The sequence below is a fragment of the Synechococcus sp. CCY9201 genome, assembly GCF_034931105.1.
In the GTDB taxonomy this organism is placed as follows: Bacteria; Cyanobacteriota; Cyanobacteriia; order PCC-6307; family Cyanobiaceae; genus CBW1002.
Map to the genome: position 1 here is coordinate 19,549 of NZ_JAYGIC010000095.1, position 16,323 is coordinate 35,871.

Genomic DNA, 16,323 nt, shown 5'->3' on the forward strand with positions numbered 1-16,323 from the left:
GGGAAGGGGGCCGGCAAGGGAGTGGAGCGGACAAACGCAGACGGAGCGACTGTCGAGCCGCTCATTCCTCGTCGAAGGGCTCCTGATCCACCAGGTGGACGTAAGGCTTGACCAGCTCAGGTCGATGGATCGCCAGGGCCCGCAACAGGTGCCAGTCCCCCAGGCCCGCGAAGGGCGTGGGGTAGTCGTCTTCCTCGAGGCGCCGGGCAAGCTCAGCAATGCCGACCTCGTCGAAGGCCTCGAGCTGCTCAGGGGTGATCGAAGCCGGGCCCATGGCGGAAAACAGATCGTCAGTTTGATCCTGCCAGGGATGCCGCGGCCGATGATGGTAAAACTGATGGTTGAGGTGGCCGCTGCGAAGCGATCACCCGCCCATGCACCACCCCCTGGGAGTGCGTAATGGGGAATTAGCTCAGCTGGTAGAGCGCTGCGATCGCACCGCAGAGGTCAGGGGTTCGAGTCCCCTATTCTCCATCAATGCCAAAGGCTTTAAGCCACCTGGAAACTTTCGAGTTCAATCTTGCATCGGCCAATGCAGCTGCATGATTCGCCGTTGCCGCAGCGTTGATCAAATTCCAACGACCAGAACAGCGGGCCTTGCTACATCCGACACCGCTGAATAGAACGGTGAAAATAGAAGCCCGAAAGCGAGCAGAGGGGCGTAGCGAGCTAGCCCCATCTGTCACATCGTGGATTCAGACAGGAATCAAGTCTGTTGCCATATTGGGATTCTGCAGGAAGAAATCGGGGGTGATTTTGGCGAAGAAATCATCCGCCGTGGCACCGAGGACAAAGTTTGAACCTGCGCCAGCACCAAGACTTGCAGGGGTGATATTTTGAACAAATCCAATGAAGTTGCCTGACTTGAAGCCGATCAACGTTCCAGCAACTCCATCAAGCACAGTATTCGTAAATTCAAGCTCCGAAAAGGATGCAACACCCGGGAGAACAATTTTATCTCTATTCCCACCCACAAGTGAGAAATCAGTGATGACATCGACTTCAAAGGCATTGGGGGAGGTATTGGCGGCGTCGGTTGGCAGGACAAATCGATCATTACCTGCCCCCCCATTCAGAAAATCTTTGCCTAGATCACCGGTGACAATATCGTCTCCTGCTTCACCGAAAACAAAATCGTTACCTGCGCCACCTCGAACAATATCATTACCAGCCCCGCCACTGACATTGTCGTTACCAACATTCCCGTTGAGCCAATCCGCACCTGCGTCGCCGGCAAGGAAATCATTTTCATTGCCGCCAAGATATTTGTCTCGCCCGGTGCCGCCAACCAAAAAATCGTTGCCGAGGTTTCCGTTTACATCGTTAAACCAGCCAGGGATGGGAATGCTCGAGCCGGTAACCTGATCGTCTCCACCATTCATTCTGGTGGGCTGACCAAGAGAATCAGGGAAGTTCTCAAGGGATACGGTATCAGCCAGGTTGGAAAAATCCCATCTACCATCAGGGCCGAGAATTTGCTGATTTTGGATCGGGGAAGCAGCCATGAGCCATTTTTGAAGTCATTTGATCTTAACGGCTCCGGCCGCCTTCGGAGCAAAGGCATTTGAACTCTTAATCATTGATCAGAGAGAAGTCGACCGCATCAGAGTTCCGAATTGAGTCCCATCCTTTCGCGACGTCTCTGATCGGTTCGATTACTCTGATCTCAAAGCACTCCTCTTCACACCTCGCACAAGGCCATGGCTGCTCTGGAATGGAGTTCAGATGCTGAAGTTGAGTTGAAGGAGGTCCCCTTCTTCGTTCGGCCAGCGGTGCGCCGGCGCATCGAACGGCTCGCCGCCGATGCGGGCCTGGAGCGGATCGAGGTTGCCTTCTACGAGCAGGCCAAGGCACAGTTCGGCCAGAAGTGAGCGGACCTGGCCCGCGCTGATCCGATCCCGGCTCCCTCACGCCCAGCCGTGGTGGGAAGGGCGATGGGGTAAAAGAGAGGTCTGATCCGTTCCCTACCGTTGCGATGTCGCAGTCCAAGCGTGAGCAGGTGGTCAGTCATCTGCGCTACATCCGCCAGGAACTGCGCGAGATGCACCAAGGTGTGATGGAAGACGGACTGCTTCCTGAAGCTGGTGAGGTGAGGGGTGTCATGGCCCAGATGGAGGCCCTGCTCGAATTGCTAGAAGGCAAGGGCTCCCGCAAGAAAGACAGCGAGGGCTGATCCCGGCTTCCAGCGACCAGCCCGTCAGCACGCAGGGCAGGTCTCAGGCTGAGGCCCACCCAATGTGACGGCTATCCTGCCGCTCTGCCGTGCGGTTCACTGGGCTCCGGCTCACTGGACCTGGTAACGGTCGCCCGATGCGAACTCCCTTCCCGGCTCGCCGCTCCAGCCCCGCCCAGCGAATCGAGCAGACCCCCGAAGCAGGATCGTTGCGACCACGACCGACACGCCTGCAGAGCCGGGTGGTCGACGCAGGCGCGGCCCTGACCGGCTGGGCCAGTAATCCCTGGCGACGGCTGGCCCTGCTGCTGATCGTCCTGCTGCTCGGCTTCGTGATCGGCGGTGGCGTCGGCACCATCTGCGGTGCCCTCTCCATCATTGACCACCTGGCGGCCCTGTTCTGCGTGATCGCGATGGAATTCGCCATCAGGGCCCGCCGCTGGTTGCTGCGGCAGCGTGGTGATCATCTGGGGCTGGAACTGCTGGACATGGGCCGGATCGGCCTGCTTTACGGCCTGCTGCTGGACGGCTTCAAGCTGTTCTGAGCTCCGGCCCCATCCCCGGCGGCCAGAAGATAGAGCAGGGCCATCCGCACCGGGATGCCATTGCGGACCTGCTCCTCCACCAGGTTGGCCCCAGGATCGTCGAGCAGATCGCCGGCCATTTCCACGCCACGGTTGACCGGGCCGGGATGGAGCAGGGGAACCGGCTGGCCACACAGGGCCAGGCGATCGCGGCTGAGGCCATAGAGGCGGTGGTACGTGTCGAGGCTGGAGAGCAGTTGCTGCTGCATCCGCTCTTTCTGCAGACGCAGGGTCATCACCGCATCGGCCCCAGGCAACGCCTCCTCAAGGGAGCGCACCACCTGGATCGAGCCACGTCGGGGCACAGGATCCTCATGCTGGCCAGGGGGCGGAGCCGCCACGAAGTCGGCGAAGGCCTCGGGTACCAGAGTGGGCGGACCACAAAGCACCACATCCGCGCCACAGGCGGTGAGGGCCCAGAGATTGGAGCGCGCGACACGCGAGTGCATCACATCTCCCACGATCGCGACCCGCCGGCCCCGCAGGCCTTCGGGCGATGGGGCCAGCGGATCAAAGTGGCGGGCAAGTGTGAACAGATCCAGCAGACCCTGGCTGGGATGGCTGTGCAGCCCATCGCCGGCATTGAGCACCGCCACCCTTTCGCCGGACTGATCGAGATCGCGCGCCAGGCAGGCAGGCACGCCGGCGCAGCGATGGCGTACCACCAGCACCGTCGATCCCATCGCCACATAGGTGCGGGCGGTATCAAGCAGGCTCTCGCCCTTGCTGAGCGAGCTGGAGGACGGGGAGAAACTCTGAACGTCAGCGGAGAGGCGCTTGGCGGCCAGCTCGAAGCTGCTGCGCGTGCGGGTGCTCGGTTCGAAGAAGAGGGTGGTCATCAACCGGCCCTGCAGCGCCGGCAGCTTGCGAGCGCCGGCATCAGGCAGGGAACGAAAGCGCTGAGCCAGCTCCAGCACGGTGGCGAAATCCTGCAGCGAGAACGCCGCCAGGTCGATCACATGGCGGTGGTTCCAGCCGCTCAAGGGGCCGCGGTCGCGCAGAACACCCCACAAGGTAGGGCTCTGCCGAGCAGCAGGGCTCAGACATCCAGCAGGACGGCCGGATCCAGGGCAAACGCCAGCGGCGGCTTCCGATCACCGCGCACGCGGCGGCTGACACTGCGACTGCCGCGCAGATACCAGCGCCAGGGCAGCTCCTGGGCGGAAGAGATGCCGATGCGGGGGCACTGGCACAACGGGTCTTCCCCACGGCTGCGGCACTGATCGAGCCAGTCCTGCAGCCGCGAGGGAACCGGCGCCAGCCACACCCCCGACTCAGGCGCCACGGAGCGGCCATCCAGGCTGCGATCCAGGCCGAAACGGCGGGCCAGCAGAGCGGGGCCTGCCGCCACCCGCTCCGGTTCGCCGGGCAGCGCCACCGCCCGCAGCAGCACGCCGTTGGCCCAGTCTCTGCGGCCGGTCACCACGTTGACGCAGTGGTGCAGGCCGTAGGTGAGATAGACGTAAAACCGCCCAGGCTCACCGAACAGCGTTGCATTGGCTGGACTACGGCGGCGATGACCATGGCAGGCCGGCTCGCTCTGGCAGTAGGCCTCCGTTTCCACGATCAGCCCCCGCAGCGCGGTTCCATCCGGCAAGCGCCGCACCAGCAGGCTGCCGATCAGCTCCGGCGCCACCGTTTCGGCCGGGCGCACAAAGAACCCCTGGGGCAGGGGTGCCGGCAGCCGGGTCACAGGCGCGAGGTCACGAGACGCCACCATCCTGACCGCAGTCCACACAGCGGCAGCGTCTGTCGACAGACTGGGGCCATCAATGAGCGAGTGCCCCCGTGACCGATCCGAGCTCCAGCTTCAATCCAGGCCTCGTGGTGCTGGTGGTGAGCGTGCTGTTCTGTCTCACCACCCTGTTCTTCGGCACCAAGGGCGGCTACTACGACACCGACGCCTACGACGGCAACGGCACGGCCCACTGACCCCACCTGGGGGCTGTTCAGGAGCCCTGGCTGCCGAGCCGTTCCGCTTCAGGGCAGTCCTCGGAGGTCAGCAGATCGTCGGCCGTGTTGGTGCGGCACACGTAGGCCAGGCGGGTGCTGACGGCGCCGATCGAATCGAGACGCACGCTCTCCTCCCAACTGTGCAGCTCGTCGTCGTCTTCGGCGTCGTAGCGCAGGGTGACGAGATCACCATCGATCTCCAGGATGCGCGCCTCTTCGATCCAGCGCTGCTGATCGCGCAGAAACACCCACACCGGGCGCTTCTCACAACAGAACTGTTGGAGCTTGCGGTGCAGCATGGTCCCTCCGGGCTGCAGGCCCATTGATCCTAAGCAGATCCATCCAGGTTGCCGCTGTTCACCATGACCATCTCCCCCAGCACCGAAGCCATCCGCCTGCAGCTGCGCAGCTGGCCGGAGGTGGAGACCTACCTGACGCACTGCAAGGGGGTGATCGTGCCGCTCGGCTCCACGGAGCAGCACGGACCCACGGGCGCCATCGGCACCGATGCCCTCACCGCTGAAGCCGTGGCCCTGGAAGTGGGCCGCCGCACCGGTGTGCTGGTCACGCCGACCCAGGCCTTCGGCATGGCGGAGCACCACCTCGATTTCGCCGGCACGATCAGCCTGCAGCCGGCCACGCTGCTGGCTGTGCTCCACGACGTGGTGCTGTCGCTGGCGCGCCATGGCTTTGAGCGGATCTTCGTGATCAACGGCCACGGCGGCAACATCGCCACGGCACGGGCCGCCTTCGCCCAGGCCTACGGCACCGCCACCGCCCGGGGGCTGCCCCACCCGGAACGGCTGCGCTGCCGTCTGGCCAACTGGTTCACCGCCGCACCGGTGATGCGTGAAGCCCGGCAACGCTATGGCGAGAAGGAAGGCCATCACGCCACCCCCAGCGAAATCGCCCTGACCCTGCACCTGGAGCCGAGCCTGGTGGAGAAGCAGCGGCCCCTGCCGGAACCGGCGCCGGCCGGCCCGATTCATGGCCCAGCCGATTTCCGCCGGCGCCATCCCGATGGCCGCATGGGTTCCGATCCCTTCCTGGCCAGTCCTGACCACGGCAAGACCTTTCTGGATCTGGCGGCCACGGCCCTTGCGGAGGATCTCACCGCCTTCCTGGCCGAGTAAGTTCCCCCTCAGCCTCCCCCCCGACCCGGGTGCAGCGATGAGCAGGATCACGGCCGACGATGTACGCAAGGTGGCCCACCTGGCCCGCCTCGATCTCCCCGAGGAGAAGATCACCACCTACACCGGCCAGCTCGAGCGCATTCTCGATTACGTGGCCCATCTCCAGCAGGTCGACACCGAAGGCGTTGAGCCCACCACCCGGGCCGTCGAAGTGGTGAATGTGACCCGAGCCGATGCGGTGGACACCACTGCGGAGCGCGAGCAGCTTCTGGATCTGGCGCCACAGCGCGAGGGCGACTTCTTCCGCGTGCCGCGCATCCTGGCTGAGTAAGGGCTCAGCGGACCGGCGACACCGCCGTTCGATGCAGCAGCTCCAACACCCTGCGGCGGGCATGGCGGGTCGGCATCAGAGCAGCCAGAGGCCTGAGTCGACTGCGGCGCTTCTTGTGGCTGCGGACACCGAGAAAGATGTCGTAGAGAAAATTAAGACCATCGGTGCGGGTCTCGAACAACCCGAGACGCTGAGGTGATCCCTTGGCGTCAAGAATGTGGCGGGTGGCGTGATAGGCGTCCTGGTACTCAAACCAGGGAATCGATGGCCAGAGATGGTGAATCAGGTGATAGTTCTGCCCCATGATCAGCAGGTTCATCAACCGGCCCGGGTAAACGCGGGCGTTGTGCCAGCGGTTGCGCGACTGAAAGGGCCGGTGAGGCAGATAATCGAAGAACAGACCCAGGGTGACCCCCACCATCAGCGCCGGTGCGAACCAGCAGTTGAAGACGAAATCCTGGAAGCCATACTTCAACGACGCAAGCACGATGGCAAAGAAGAGGCCGCGAGCCAGACCCCACTCCAGTAATTCATAGCGGCGCCAGAGGTGATGCCGGAAGAAGAAGACCTCGTGATAGAAAAAACGCGGTGCGATCAGCCACAGCGGTCCAAACGTGGAGACGATGTGATCGGGATCGTGTTTGGGATCGTTCACATGGGCGTGATGCTGCAGATGCACCCGCGTGAACACCGGAAAGCTGAAGCCGAGCAGCATCGCCGCCCCATGGCCCATCACCGCGTTCCAGAAGCGGCTGGGGTGGGCGGCGTTGTGGCAGGCATCGTGAATCACGGTGCCCTCCAGATGCAGAGCCAGGAAGCCGAGGGCCAGCAGCACCGGCAGGGGCCAACCGGCGCCGAACCAGCCCCAGATGGTGAGCCCTGCCAGGGCATAGCCCCCCAGGAACAACCCCACAGTGGGATTCCAGGCATCCGGCGGGTCGAGGAACTCTCGCGGCACCGCACTGGAAGGGGAACGCATCAGCACCTGGGTGGCAGGGGTCTGAATCGAACGCGCCTCAGTCGCCAGCGGAGATTCCATCATCGTCTGCTGATGCACCTGAGGCCAAAAGGTCACACAACCTAAAAAACCGGGAATGCCCACCGGGGGACTTGAACCCCCACAGCCTGAGCCACTGGAACCTAAACCCAGCGCGTCTACCAATTCCGCCAGGTGGGCGTGTGGCGACTCTAGGGAGTGTCGGGGAACAGCTTCCACAATGGGGGCCGTACGCCACACCGCCATGCTCGCCACCCTGGGGGGAAGCCTGGCCCTGCTGCTGGGGCTGGCTGTTCTGTTGCTGCCGCTGCTGGCCCAGGAGCTGAGCCGTCCCCGCGACGCAGTGTGGGGGGCGGTGGTGCTGCTGCTGGGGCTGGTGCTGGTCACCAGCGCCGACCGCCTGGTGGGAGCGCCGATGGTGGCCGTGCTCTGCGGCGGCCTGCTGATCGGCCGCCTCGGCAGCGAGGTGGGCCAGGCCCGCTGGCGTCAGCTCACCCCCGAAGAGCAGCAGCGGCTCTGGTCGTTGGAGCGGTGGCGTACCAGCCTGCAGCAACTGCTGGTGGCGGTCGGCAAGCTGATCGAGCTGGTGATGGGCCTGGCAACGGGACTGGCCAGCTGGATCCAGGAGCGGCGCCAACCGCGCAGCGTCACCAAGCGCTGGGTGCGGCAGGAGCCTGCGGCCACGGACAGCTCAAGGGACAGTTCTGACCAGGAAGCCAGCGCCGACATGGACTCCAACCCAGGGGCCGAGCGCAACCCCGGTGCCGATGGCCTGCAGGGCCAGGAGCCCGCGCCCCAGCACAGCCCCGAGACCGATGGGGCCACCGAGCACCAGCCTGCGCTGGAAACCAGCCCAGAGTCCGACGGATCGATCCCTCCCCTGACTGCCCCCAGGCATGAGGCCGAAACCCAGCCAGCGGGGACAGCTGCAGCGCCCAGCCCTGCCCCGGAGGACGATCTGACCCCCTCCGACCTGACCCGGGAACCATCAGAACCGCAACTGTCGGCTTCGGTTCAGGACCAGGCTTCGAATCAGGAGGCGACAGCATCGGAGGAGGTTGAAGCCGGCCCCGAAGCTGACGAAGCCAAGACCGAAGCCGAAGTCCAGGCCGAGGTGGGATCGGCCCCAGTGGTGCGCAGCTTCGAGGATGTCGACGCGCTGCTCCGCTCCACGCCTGAAGCACCCTGACACCGAAGACACCGGCGTGCCAGAGCGTCGTCACGCCGGGGCGAATGCAGCGGGACGGGATAATCGCGCCTTGCTGCACCGAGGCGTCGTGACCGCCAGCCCGGCCTCCCCCTCGTCCTCCGATCCGGCTGCGGCCGCGGGCCCCACCGCAGAGGTGTCCTACAAGGACACCCTCAACCTCCTGCAGACGCCCTTCGGCATGCGGGCCAATGCCAAGGTGCGGGAGCCGGAGCTGCAGCGCTTCTGGGTCGAGCAGCGGATCTACGAGCGTCTCAGCCGCGAGAATCCGGGAGAACGCTTCACCCTGCATGACGGGCCGCCCTACGCCAATGGCGCCCTGCACGTGGGTCACGCCCTCAACAAGATCCTCAAGGACATCATCAACAAAACCGCCCTGTTGCAGGGCAGGCGCTGCCGCTTCGTGCCGGGCTGGGACTGCCACGGCCTGCCGATCGAGCTGAAGGTGCTGCAGAGCCTCAGCAGCAGCGAACGCCAGGCCCTCACGCCGATCGCGCTGCGGCGCAAGGCCCACGCCTATGCGCTCGAGCAGGTGGAGGGCCAGAAGGCCGGGTTTCGCCGCTGGGGCATCTGGGCCGACTGGGACCAGCCCTACCTGACCCTGCACAAGTCGTATGAGGCGGCCCAGATCGGCGTGTTCGGCCAGATGGTGCTGGCCGGGCACATCTACCGCGGGCTCAAACCGGTGCACTGGAGCCCCAGCTCCCGCACCGCCCTGGCGGAGGCCGAGCTGGAGTACCCCGACGGGCACACCTCCCCGAGCGTCTTCGTCGCCTTTCCGGTGGTGGAGCTGCCCGAGCCGCTGCGCCAGGGCCTGCACAACGCCGGCGTGACCCTTGAAGGCGCTGGCTCCCTGGCGGTGGCGATCTGGACCACCACGCCCTGGACCCTGCCGGCCAACCTGGCAGTGTCGGTGAACGACCGACTCGACTACGCCATCTGCCGCATCGGCCAGGGCGGAGGCGGTAGCCAACACCGCGCTGCCCACCTGGTGGTGGCGGCCGATCTGGCCGCCAGCCTGGAGCACACCCTGGGGCTGAGTCTCGAACCCATCCTTCGGGTCAAGGGCGCGGAGCTGGAGGGCATCACCTACCAGCACCCCCTGCTGGATCGCAGCAGCCCGGTGGTGATCGGCGGCGAATACATCACCACCGAAGCAGGCACCGGCCTGGTGCACACCGCCCCCGGCCATGGCGTGGACGACTTCAACACCGGCCGCAAGTACGGCCTGGCGGTGCTCTGCCCGGTCGATGAGGCCGGCAACCTCACCGCCGAAGCCGGTCCATTCGCCGGCCTGAATGTGCTGAAGGAGGCCAATGGGGCCATCATCACCGCCCTGCGGGATGCCGGCGCCCTGCTGGCGGAGCAGCGCTACGAACACCGCTATCCCTACGACTGGCGCACCAAGAAACCGACGATCTTCCGGGCCACGGAACAGTGGTTCGCGTCAGTGGACGGCTTTCGCGACCAGGCCCTCGCCTCGATCGCCGCCGTGGACTGGCTGCCCGAGAGCGGCCGCAATCGCATCGAGGCGATGGTGCGGGACCGGGGCGATTGGTGCATCTCGCGCCAGCGCACCTGGGGTGTGCCGATCCCCGTGTTCTATCACCGCAGCAGCGGTGAGGTGCTGCTCAACGCCGACACCCTCGACCACATCCAGGCCCTGATCGCCGAGCACGGCTCCGACGTGTGGTGGGAGCGCGATGAGGCAGGCCTGCTGCCACCCGCCTATGCCGACCAGGCCGATCAATGGCGCAAGGGCAGCGACACCATGGATGTGTGGTTCGATTCCGGCTCCTCCTGGGCCGGCGTGCTCGGCGGCCTTGCCGCCGCTGACGCCCCGGCGGAGGCCTCGCCCCTGAACTATCCCGCCGACCTCTACCTGGAGGGCTCGGACCAGCACCGCGGCTGGTTCCAGAGCAGCCTGCTCACCTCGGTGGCCGTCAATGGCCACGCCCCCTATCGGCGGGTGCTCACCCACGGCTTCACCCTGGATGAGAAGGGCCGCAAGATGAGCAAATCCCTGGGCAACGTGGTCGACCCGGCGGTCCTGGTGGAAGGCGGCAAGAACGCCAAGCAGGATCCCGCCTATGGGGCCGATGTCCTGCGGCTGTGGGTGAGTTCGGTCGACTATTCGGCCGACGTGCCCCTCGGTCCGGGGATCGTCAGGCAACTGGCGGATGTGTACCGCAAAGTGCGCAATACGGCCCGCTATCTGCTGGGCAACCTCCACGACTTCGATCCGCGGCCCGTGGCCGAGGGCGGCGATGCGATCGCCTACGCCGAGCTGCCGCTGCTGGACCGCTGGATGCTGCAGCGCACCGCCGCCCTGATCGATGCGGTGACGGGCGACTTCGAGCGCTTCGAGTTCTACCGCTTCTTTCAGGCGCTGCAGAACTTCTGCGTGGTGGATCTCTCCAACGTCTACCTCGACATCGCCAAGGATCGGCTCTACGTGAGCGGCGCTGCCGAATTCCGCCGCCGCAGCTGTCAGACCGTGCTGAGCCTGGTGCTGGAGCGTCTGGCGGGGCTGATCGCACCGGTGCTCTGCCATATGGCTGAAGACATCTGGCAGAACCTTCCCTACCCCGTGGCCGAGGTCTCGGTGTTTGAGCGGGGCTGGCCCACGGCGCCAGCGGACTGGGCCGCACCCGAACTGGAGAGCTCCATGGAGCGGATTCTCGAGCTGCGCGCCCTGGTGAACCGCCAGCTGGAGAGCTGCCGGGCCGAAGGGAAGCTCGGTGCCTCCCTTGAAGCCCAGGTGCACCTGGAGCTCGGCGCCGGTGAGGCCGCAGCGGCCCTGCAACCCTGCCTCGACTGGCTGGCGGGTTCAGCCGCGCCAAGCGTCGACAACCTGGCCGACTGGCTGCTGGTCTCAGCTCTGCAGCTGGGCGGTGCTCCCCCTGACGCGGTGCTGGCCGAGGCCAGCGCAGGCGGCATCCAGGTGCGGATTGCCCGGGCCGAGGGCGAGAAATGCGAGCGCTGCTGGCATTACGAAACCGACATCGGCCAGCACACCCTGCACCCCAGCCTCTGCGGCCGCTGCGTGGCGGTGCTGACCACCTGAATTGAGCCGGAGTTCAGCCGGCCAGGCACCTCAGCACCAGCGGGCCGGGTCCAACAGCAGCTCCATCGGCACCGGCCCCAGCAGCACCTGCTCGGCACCGGGCCGCAGGGGGCCCACCAGCAGTTCGGCGGCTTCGATCCGTGCGCCCGGCGGCAACGCCGACTGGTCGGGATCGACCTCTGTGGGGTGCGTGGTGCTGCTGGAAAATCCGCGGAACACCAGCAGCTCCAGGGGGTCCTCGCCGAGGGAACCCCGCAGCCGCAGCACCCGATCGGGCCGGTCCCGGCTGATCTCCTCCAGCCTGGCCAGCACCCCACAGCCGGCAGCGCCCGTCTCAGAACTCACCGGCCACCCTCCCCTGCTTGGGCAGCCGCACCAGCAGCCACTGCAACAGCCCCACCCCATAGCCCACCAGGGCCAGGTAGCCCACGAAGGCCGCCACCGCCGGCGTCCAGTCGGCGCCGAAGACGAAGTCAAAGACCCGGTCGACGCCCCCATGAATGCCCTGCGGCGCCTCCAGCCAGGCACGGCAGAGGGTGCGCTCCAGGGCAGCCCCACCCCCCAGGCAGGGAAGCGCCGTGGTCGCCAGGCCCGCCCCGAGCAGGGCCAGCACCGTGAGGCTCCAGCGCCAGAGGCGCAGGGTGAGCGGCAAGGGACGCCAGGGCGGCAGGTCGGCCAGTTCCTCGTTGAGATCGACCCAGAACCACAGGGACGCCACGATCAGCAGCGGCGCAATCACCAGCAGGGCGTAGCCGAGCGGACGGCGATCGGTGAGCAGCAACAGGGCCACCAGCAGCAGGCTGGCCACCTTCCAGTAGATCGTGAGCAGCCGCACCAGGGCCGTCTCCCGACGCAGCGCCGCCCAGACCAGCAGCACCAGCGGCAGCCCCAGGGCGAACACGCTGGCGAGCCGCACATCCAGCCACACCAGCGAGCGATACAGGAGATCGGACTCGAACACGGCGGCGGCGGTACGGGAAGACGCCATTATCCGCAGCCTGCCTGAGGCGATAGGGTCCGCCCATGGCCGCATTCCCATTCCTGCGCTGGCTCGAGCCAGCTGAGCCGGCTGCCTGGTGTCGCAGCGCGCTCTCCCAGGAGGCCTCCCTCGAGGCCGCGGTGGATGCCGTCGCCGGCCAACTGAGCAGCAAGGAAGAAGCCGATCTGGCCCTGGTGTTTGTCTCGAGCGCCTACGCCAGTGACCTGCCACGTCTGCTGCCACTGCTCAGCCAGCGGCTGCGCTCCAACCATTGGCTCGGCTGTGTCGGCGGCGGTGTGGTGGGCACCGACCCTGCCGGGGTGCCGCGGGAGCTGGAGCGCGAGCCGGCCCTGAGCGTGACCCTGCTGCGCCTGCCCGGTGCAAGGCTGCACCCGTTCCAGATCGACACCAGCCAGCTGCCTGATCTGGACGGCCCCGCCGAACCCTGGATCGATCGGGTCGGCACCGCCGCAGGCGCGTCTGCCTCGATGCTGCTGCTGGTGGATCCCTCCAGTCCGGCCATCAACGACCTGATCAGTGGCCTCGACTACGCCTTTGCGGGGGTCGACAAGGTGGGAGGCATCGCCGGACAGCACAGCGCCAGCCATGGCTCCCTGCTGTTTGACGGCTCGGTCTGCACCGGCGCGGTGGGCTGTCTGATCGAAGGAGCCTGGCGGCTCGATGCGGTGGTGGCTCAGGGCTGCCGGCCGATCGGCCCGGTGTTCGAAGTGGAGCAGGCCCAGCGCAACGTGGTGCTGGAAGTGAGCCTCGGCCAGCGGCGCAACACCCCCGTGGCCGCCCTGCAGGAAATCCTCACGGCCCTCACCCCGGAGGAGCGGGAGCTCGTCAAGCACTCCCTGTTCCTGGGTGTGGGGCGCAGCAACTTCAGCCTCAGCAGCAGCAGCGAAGACTCGGCGGCCTTCCTGGTGCGCAACCTGATCGGCGTCGATCCCCGCAATGGCGCCGTGGCCGTGGCGGAGCGGATGCGGGTGGGCCAGCAGGTGCAGTTCCAGCTGCGCGATGCCGCCGCCTCCAGCCAGGAGCTGCGCCAGCTGCTGGCCAGCCAGGCTGAACGGGAGCCGGAGCCACTGGCGGCATTGGTCTTTGCCTGTCTGGGCCGGGGCCAGGGCCTCTACGGCCGCCCGGACGGGGATGTGAGCCTCTGCCGCGCCGCCTTCGCGACGGTGCCGATCGCCGGGGCGTTCTGCAACGGCGAAATCGGGCCGGTGGCGGGCAACACGCACCTGCATGGCTACACCGCCAGCATCGGCTTCCTGGTGCCCCAGGAACCCGTGGACCCGGTCGCCTCAGCAGCCGAAGCGGCGGCCTGAGCGCCGGAAGCGACACTGCCGCCATGGTGCGTCAACACGTCAATCCCCTCAGCCGCCGCCACCAGCTGCCGCGGCCCCTGCCACCACTGAACGACCTGTTCGCCGATCCGTCCCTGCCGCTTCGGCTCGACATCGGCTCGGCCCGCGGCCGCTTCCTGCTGGCCCTGGCCCAGGTGGATCCGGGCTGGAACCATCTCGGCGTCGAGATCCGCAGGCCCCTGGTGGAGGCCGCCGAGGCCGACCGCCAGGTCCTGGGCCTCAGCAACCTCCACTTCCTGCTCTGCAACGCCAATGTGAGCCTGCAGGACTGGCTCAGGGCCCTGCCGGAGGGCAGGCTGGAGCGGGTCACGATCCAGTTCCCCGACCCCTGGTTCAAGACGAAGCATCACAAGCGGCGGGTGCTGCAGCCCGCCCTGCTGCACGCGATCGCAGCCGCCCTGGCGCCGGGCCGGGAGCTGTTCATCCAGAGCGACGTGCTGGCCGTGATCGAGCCGATGGTGGACCTGATCGAGGCCAGCGCCTGCTTCACCCGTCCGCCGCAGGACCGGCGCCCCTGGCGCGACCACAACCCCCTGCCGGTGCCGACCGAACGGGAGCGACTGGTGCTGGAGCAGGGGCTTCCGGTGTACCGCGTGCTCTATCAACGCGCCCTGACGCCCGCCCCCGGATTGGAGGAGAGGGTGGCGCTGGCCGCCGATAATCCCGCCACTGAGCCGGTGCACACCACCGACTCCTGCGCCGCGGAGCCACCAGCCCCTTGACCTCCCCTGCCCCCACCCCCTGGCTGCTGCGCTGGCAGGGGGTTCTGGCCAACACCCCCGCCGGCCCCCTCAGCAGCCGGATGCCCCTGGTGGCGGGGGTGGTGCTCTGCGCCCTGATGGCCGGCCTGCCGCTGGTGACCCGCGCAGGGCTGAGCCTGCTGATCCTGGCCAGCGGCCTGCTCTGGCTGGTGTGGGCCCTGCGGACGCCGGCGCGGGGCCTGAGCCCGATCAATGGCTGGCTGCTGGTGGTGCTGGCCCTGGCGGTGCTGGCCACGGGCTTCTCGCCGGTCCCGGCTGCCGCAGCCAAGGGGTTGCTGAAACTGCTCAGCTACATGGCCGTCTATGCCCTGATGCGCCAGCTGCTGGCCGCCGCTCCGGTGTGGTGGGACCGGATCGTGGCAGCGCTGCTGGCCGGCGAGCTGGTGACCAGCGTGATCGGCCTGCGGCAGCTCTACGCCAACACCAGCGAACTGGCCCGCTGGGCCGATCCGAACTCAGTGGCCAGCGGAACGGTGCGGATCTACAGCACCCTGGAGAACCCCAACCTGCTGGGGGGCTATCTCCTGCCGATCCTGCCCCTGGCGATCGTGGCCCTGCTGCGCTGGCCCGGCCTGGCCCGCAAGCTCTATGCTCTCGCCTCCCTGGTGCTGGGTGCTTCAGCTCTGGTGCTCACCTACAGCCGCGGCGCCTGGATGGGGATGGTGGCCTCCCTTGCCGTGATCGGCCTGCTGCTGGCGATCCGCCAGACCCAGACCTGGCCCCTGCTGTGGCGGCGCCTGTTTCCGCTGTTGCTGCTGGGAGGCGGGGCCCTGATTCTGGTGCTGCTCGTCACCCAGGTGGAGCCCCTGCGGGTGCGGGCGATGAGCCTGCTGGTGGGCCGCGAGGACAGCTCCAACAACTTCCGCATCAACGTCTGGCTGGCGGCCCTGGACATGATCCGCGACAGGCCATGGCTGGGGATCGGGCCGGGCAACACGGCCTTCAACCTGATCTACCCGCTCTATCAGCAACCCAAGTTCAACGCCCTCAGCACCTACTCGATCCCCCTGGAGCTGGCCGTGGAAGCGGGGATTCCCGGTCTGCTGGCCGGCATCGGCCTCGCTCTGGCAAGCATCAGGGCCGGGCTGGCCCAGTGGCGTCAGTCCGGCGTGCTGGCCCTGCCCTGCCTGGCCTCGGTGGCGGTGATCGCCGGGCTGATGGTGCAGGGCCTCACCGACACGATCTTCTTCCGGCCGGAGGTGCAGCTGATCGCCTGGTTCTGCCTGGCCACCCTCGCGGCCGCTCCAGCATTGAGCCGGGCCACGGATCGCCCCTGATGACCGGCTCGCCAGCACCAGTGCCTTCGCCAGGCCTGATCGCCGGCTTCGACGCGGGCCAGAGCCACACCTGCTGCCGGCTGGCACGGCCCGATCCGGCATCCTGGATCCTGGCGGAAGGCGAGGGGCCGGGCGTCTGCCACCTGGCGGCACCGGACGGTCCGGAGCGCTTCCGTGCGGCCCTGCAGCTCAGCCTTCAGAGCGCTCTGGAACGGCTGCCGGCCGAGGCGCAGGCCCAGACAGGTCTGCAGCCCCTGTTGGCGGCGGCGATCGGCGCCAGCGGGATCGAGCAGGGAACCGCCGTTCAGGAAGAGGGCCGACGCCTTGCCGCCCGGGCCCTGCAACTGCCCCTGGAACGGCTGGAGGTGACCGGCGATGAGCGCACCGCCCTGCACGGCGCCTTCGCGGGCGGGGTCGGCATCCTGGTGATCAGCGGCACCGGCACGATCGCCGTGGGCCAGGACGGCCAGGGCCGCAGCCACCGCTGCGGC

Annotated in this window: 19 protein-coding genes, 2 tRNA genes and 1 pseudogene; 13 read left to right on the forward strand and 9 right to left on the reverse strand. The window is 67.0% G+C overall.

The window, feature by feature from the left end; genetic code table 11:
- Positions 1–61: 61 nt before the first annotated feature.
- Positions 62–274 (reverse strand): DUF2555 domain-containing protein, encoded by a 213-nt coding sequence (locus tag VB716_RS09585; protein WP_197157194.1) that lies wholly within the window; start codon positions 272–274, stop codon positions 62–64.
- A 127-nt stretch (positions 275–401) separates the two neighbouring features.
- Here VB716_RS09585 and VB716_RS09590 point away from each other — a divergent pair.
- Positions 402–474 (forward strand) — tRNA-Ala (locus VB716_RS09590).
- Between the two features lie 221 nt (positions 475–695).
- On the opposite strand, the gene VB716_RS09595 is transcribed toward VB716_RS09590, so the two are convergent.
- Positions 696–1,505: a hypothetical protein gene (locus tag VB716_RS09595; RefSeq protein ID WP_323270326.1), complete on the reverse strand. Its 810-nt coding sequence runs from the start codon at positions 1,503–1,505 to the stop codon at positions 696–698.
- 204 nt (positions 1,506–1,709) lie between these two features.
- Between VB716_RS09595 and VB716_RS09600 the strand changes: the two genes are divergently transcribed.
- From VB716_RS09600 to VB716_RS09610, 3 genes are all read left to right on the forward strand, one after another.
- Positions 1,710–1,871, forward strand: a complete 162-nt coding sequence (locus tag VB716_RS09600) for a PCP reductase family protein (protein WP_197158924.1) — start codon at positions 1,710–1,712, stop codon at positions 1,869–1,871.
- A 104-nt stretch (positions 1,872–1,975) separates the two neighbouring features.
- Positions 1,976–2,173 (forward strand): hypothetical protein, encoded by a 198-nt coding sequence (locus tag VB716_RS09605; RefSeq protein ID WP_197157265.1) that lies wholly within the window; start codon positions 1,976–1,978, stop codon positions 2,171–2,173.
- A gap of 137 nt (positions 2,174–2,310) precedes the next feature.
- Positions 2,311–2,718 (forward strand): DUF565 domain-containing protein, encoded by a 408-nt coding sequence (locus VB716_RS09610; protein ID WP_323270327.1) that lies wholly within the window; start codon positions 2,311–2,313, stop codon positions 2,716–2,718.
- Here the strand turns inward: VB716_RS09610 and VB716_RS09615 are convergent.
- Both VB716_RS09615 and VB716_RS09620 read right to left on the reverse strand, forming a co-directional pair.
- On the reverse strand, positions 2,682–3,740 hold the full coding sequence (locus tag VB716_RS09615) for an aspartate carbamoyltransferase catalytic subunit (RefSeq protein ID WP_197158925.1): 1,059 nt from the start codon (positions 3,738–3,740) through the stop codon (positions 2,682–2,684). The two genes, VB716_RS09610 and VB716_RS09615, sit on opposite strands and share 37 nt — an antisense overlap.
- Positions 3,741–3,796: 56 nt before the next feature.
- Positions 3,797–4,477, reverse strand: coding sequence for a DNA-3-methyladenine glycosylase (locus VB716_RS09620; RefSeq protein ID WP_197171668.1), 681 nt, complete (start codon positions 4,475–4,477; stop codon positions 3,797–3,799).
- A 68-nt stretch (positions 4,478–4,545) separates the two neighbouring features.
- On the opposite strand from VB716_RS09620, the gene VB716_RS09625 reads away from it, so the two are divergent.
- The gene (locus VB716_RS09625; protein ID WP_197157276.1) at positions 4,546–4,689 is read left to right on the forward strand and encodes a hypothetical protein; all 144 of its coding nucleotides are present in this window, start codon (positions 4,546–4,548) and stop codon (positions 4,687–4,689) included.
- Positions 4,690–4,706: 17 nt separating this feature from the next.
- Here the strand turns inward: VB716_RS09625 and VB716_RS09630 are convergent, their stop codons facing one another.
- On the reverse strand, positions 4,707–5,009 hold the full coding sequence (locus VB716_RS09630) for a DUF6679 family protein (RefSeq protein ID WP_197157278.1): 303 nt from the start codon (positions 5,007–5,009) through the stop codon (positions 4,707–4,709).
- A gap of 63 nt (positions 5,010–5,072) precedes the next feature.
- Here VB716_RS09630 and VB716_RS09635 point away from each other — a divergent pair, with 63 nt between their 5' ends.
- Both VB716_RS09635 and gatC read left to right on the forward strand, forming a co-directional pair.
- On the forward strand, positions 5,073–5,843 hold the full coding sequence (locus tag VB716_RS09635; RefSeq protein WP_197157280.1) for a creatininase family protein: 771 nt from the start codon (positions 5,073–5,075) through the stop codon (positions 5,841–5,843).
- Between the two features lie 37 nt (positions 5,844–5,880).
- Entirely contained in the window at positions 5,881–6,174 is a 294-nt protein-coding gene (gatC, locus tag VB716_RS09640; protein WP_197157282.1) for an Asp-tRNA(Asn)/Glu-tRNA(Gln) amidotransferase subunit GatC, read from the forward strand.
- 4 nt (positions 6,175–6,178) lie between these two features.
- On the opposite strand, the gene crtR is transcribed toward gatC, so the two are convergent.
- Together crtR and VB716_RS09650 are read right to left on the reverse strand one after the other, a co-directional pair.
- The gene (crtR, locus tag VB716_RS09645) at positions 6,179–7,153 is read right to left on the reverse strand and encodes a beta-carotene hydroxylase (protein WP_322757736.1); all 975 of its coding nucleotides are present in this window, start codon (positions 7,151–7,153) and stop codon (positions 6,179–6,181) included.
- Positions 7,154–7,269: 116 nt separating this feature from the next.
- A tRNA-Leu gene (locus VB716_RS09650) sits at positions 7,270–7,351 on the reverse strand.
- A gap of 64 nt (positions 7,352–7,415) precedes the next feature.
- Here VB716_RS09650 and VB716_RS09655 point away from each other — a divergent pair.
- A complete protein-coding gene (locus VB716_RS09655; RefSeq protein ID WP_322757737.1) occupies positions 7,416–8,360 on the forward strand; it encodes a Ycf66 family protein in 945 nt (314 codons plus the stop codon).
- 199 nt (positions 8,361–8,559) lie between these two features.
- Positions 8,560–11,445 (forward strand): isoleucine--tRNA ligase, encoded by a 2,886-nt coding sequence (gene ileS, locus VB716_RS09660; protein WP_323270330.1) that lies wholly within the window; start codon positions 8,560–8,562, stop codon positions 11,443–11,445.
- A 30-nt stretch (positions 11,446–11,475) separates the two neighbouring features.
- Here ileS and VB716_RS09665 read toward each other — a convergent pair whose 3' ends face one another.
- The gene (locus tag VB716_RS09665) at positions 11,476–11,790 is read right to left on the reverse strand and encodes a hypothetical protein (protein WP_231598179.1); all 315 of its coding nucleotides are present in this window, start codon (positions 11,788–11,790) and stop codon (positions 11,476–11,478) included.
- Positions 11,780–12,433 carry a DUF3177 family protein gene (locus tag VB716_RS09670; protein WP_197157288.1) on the reverse strand — a complete coding sequence of 218 codons (654 nt, stop codon included), beginning with the start codon at positions 12,431–12,433 and terminating at the stop codon, positions 11,780–11,782. Before VB716_RS09670 ends, VB716_RS09665 begins: the two co-directional genes overlap by 11 nt.
- Before the next feature lie 35 nt (positions 12,434–12,468).
- Here VB716_RS09670 and VB716_RS09675 point away from each other — a divergent pair, with 35 nt between their 5' ends.
- From VB716_RS09675 to VB716_RS09690, 4 genes and pseudogenes are all read left to right on the forward strand, one after another.
- Positions 12,469–13,755, forward strand: coding sequence for an FIST signal transduction protein (locus VB716_RS09675; protein WP_197171663.1), 1,287 nt, complete (start codon positions 12,469–12,471; stop codon positions 13,753–13,755).
- A 26-nt stretch (positions 13,756–13,781) separates the two neighbouring features.
- Positions 13,782–14,516, forward strand: a complete 735-nt coding sequence (gene trmB, locus VB716_RS09680; RefSeq protein WP_197172115.1) for a tRNA (guanosine(46)-N7)-methyltransferase TrmB — start codon at positions 13,782–13,784, stop codon at positions 14,514–14,516.
- Complete coding sequence (locus tag VB716_RS09685; protein ID WP_323270328.1) at positions 14,513–15,832, forward strand: IctB family putative bicarbonate transporter; 1,320 nt, start codon at positions 14,513–14,515, stop codon at positions 15,830–15,832. The genes trmB and VB716_RS09685 overlap by 4 nt, the downstream gene beginning before the upstream one ends.
- Positions 15,832–16,323, forward strand: a pseudogene (locus VB716_RS09690) (N-acetylglucosamine kinase); the annotation flags it as partial. The gene VB716_RS09685 and the pseudogene VB716_RS09690, both read left to right, overlap by 1 nt.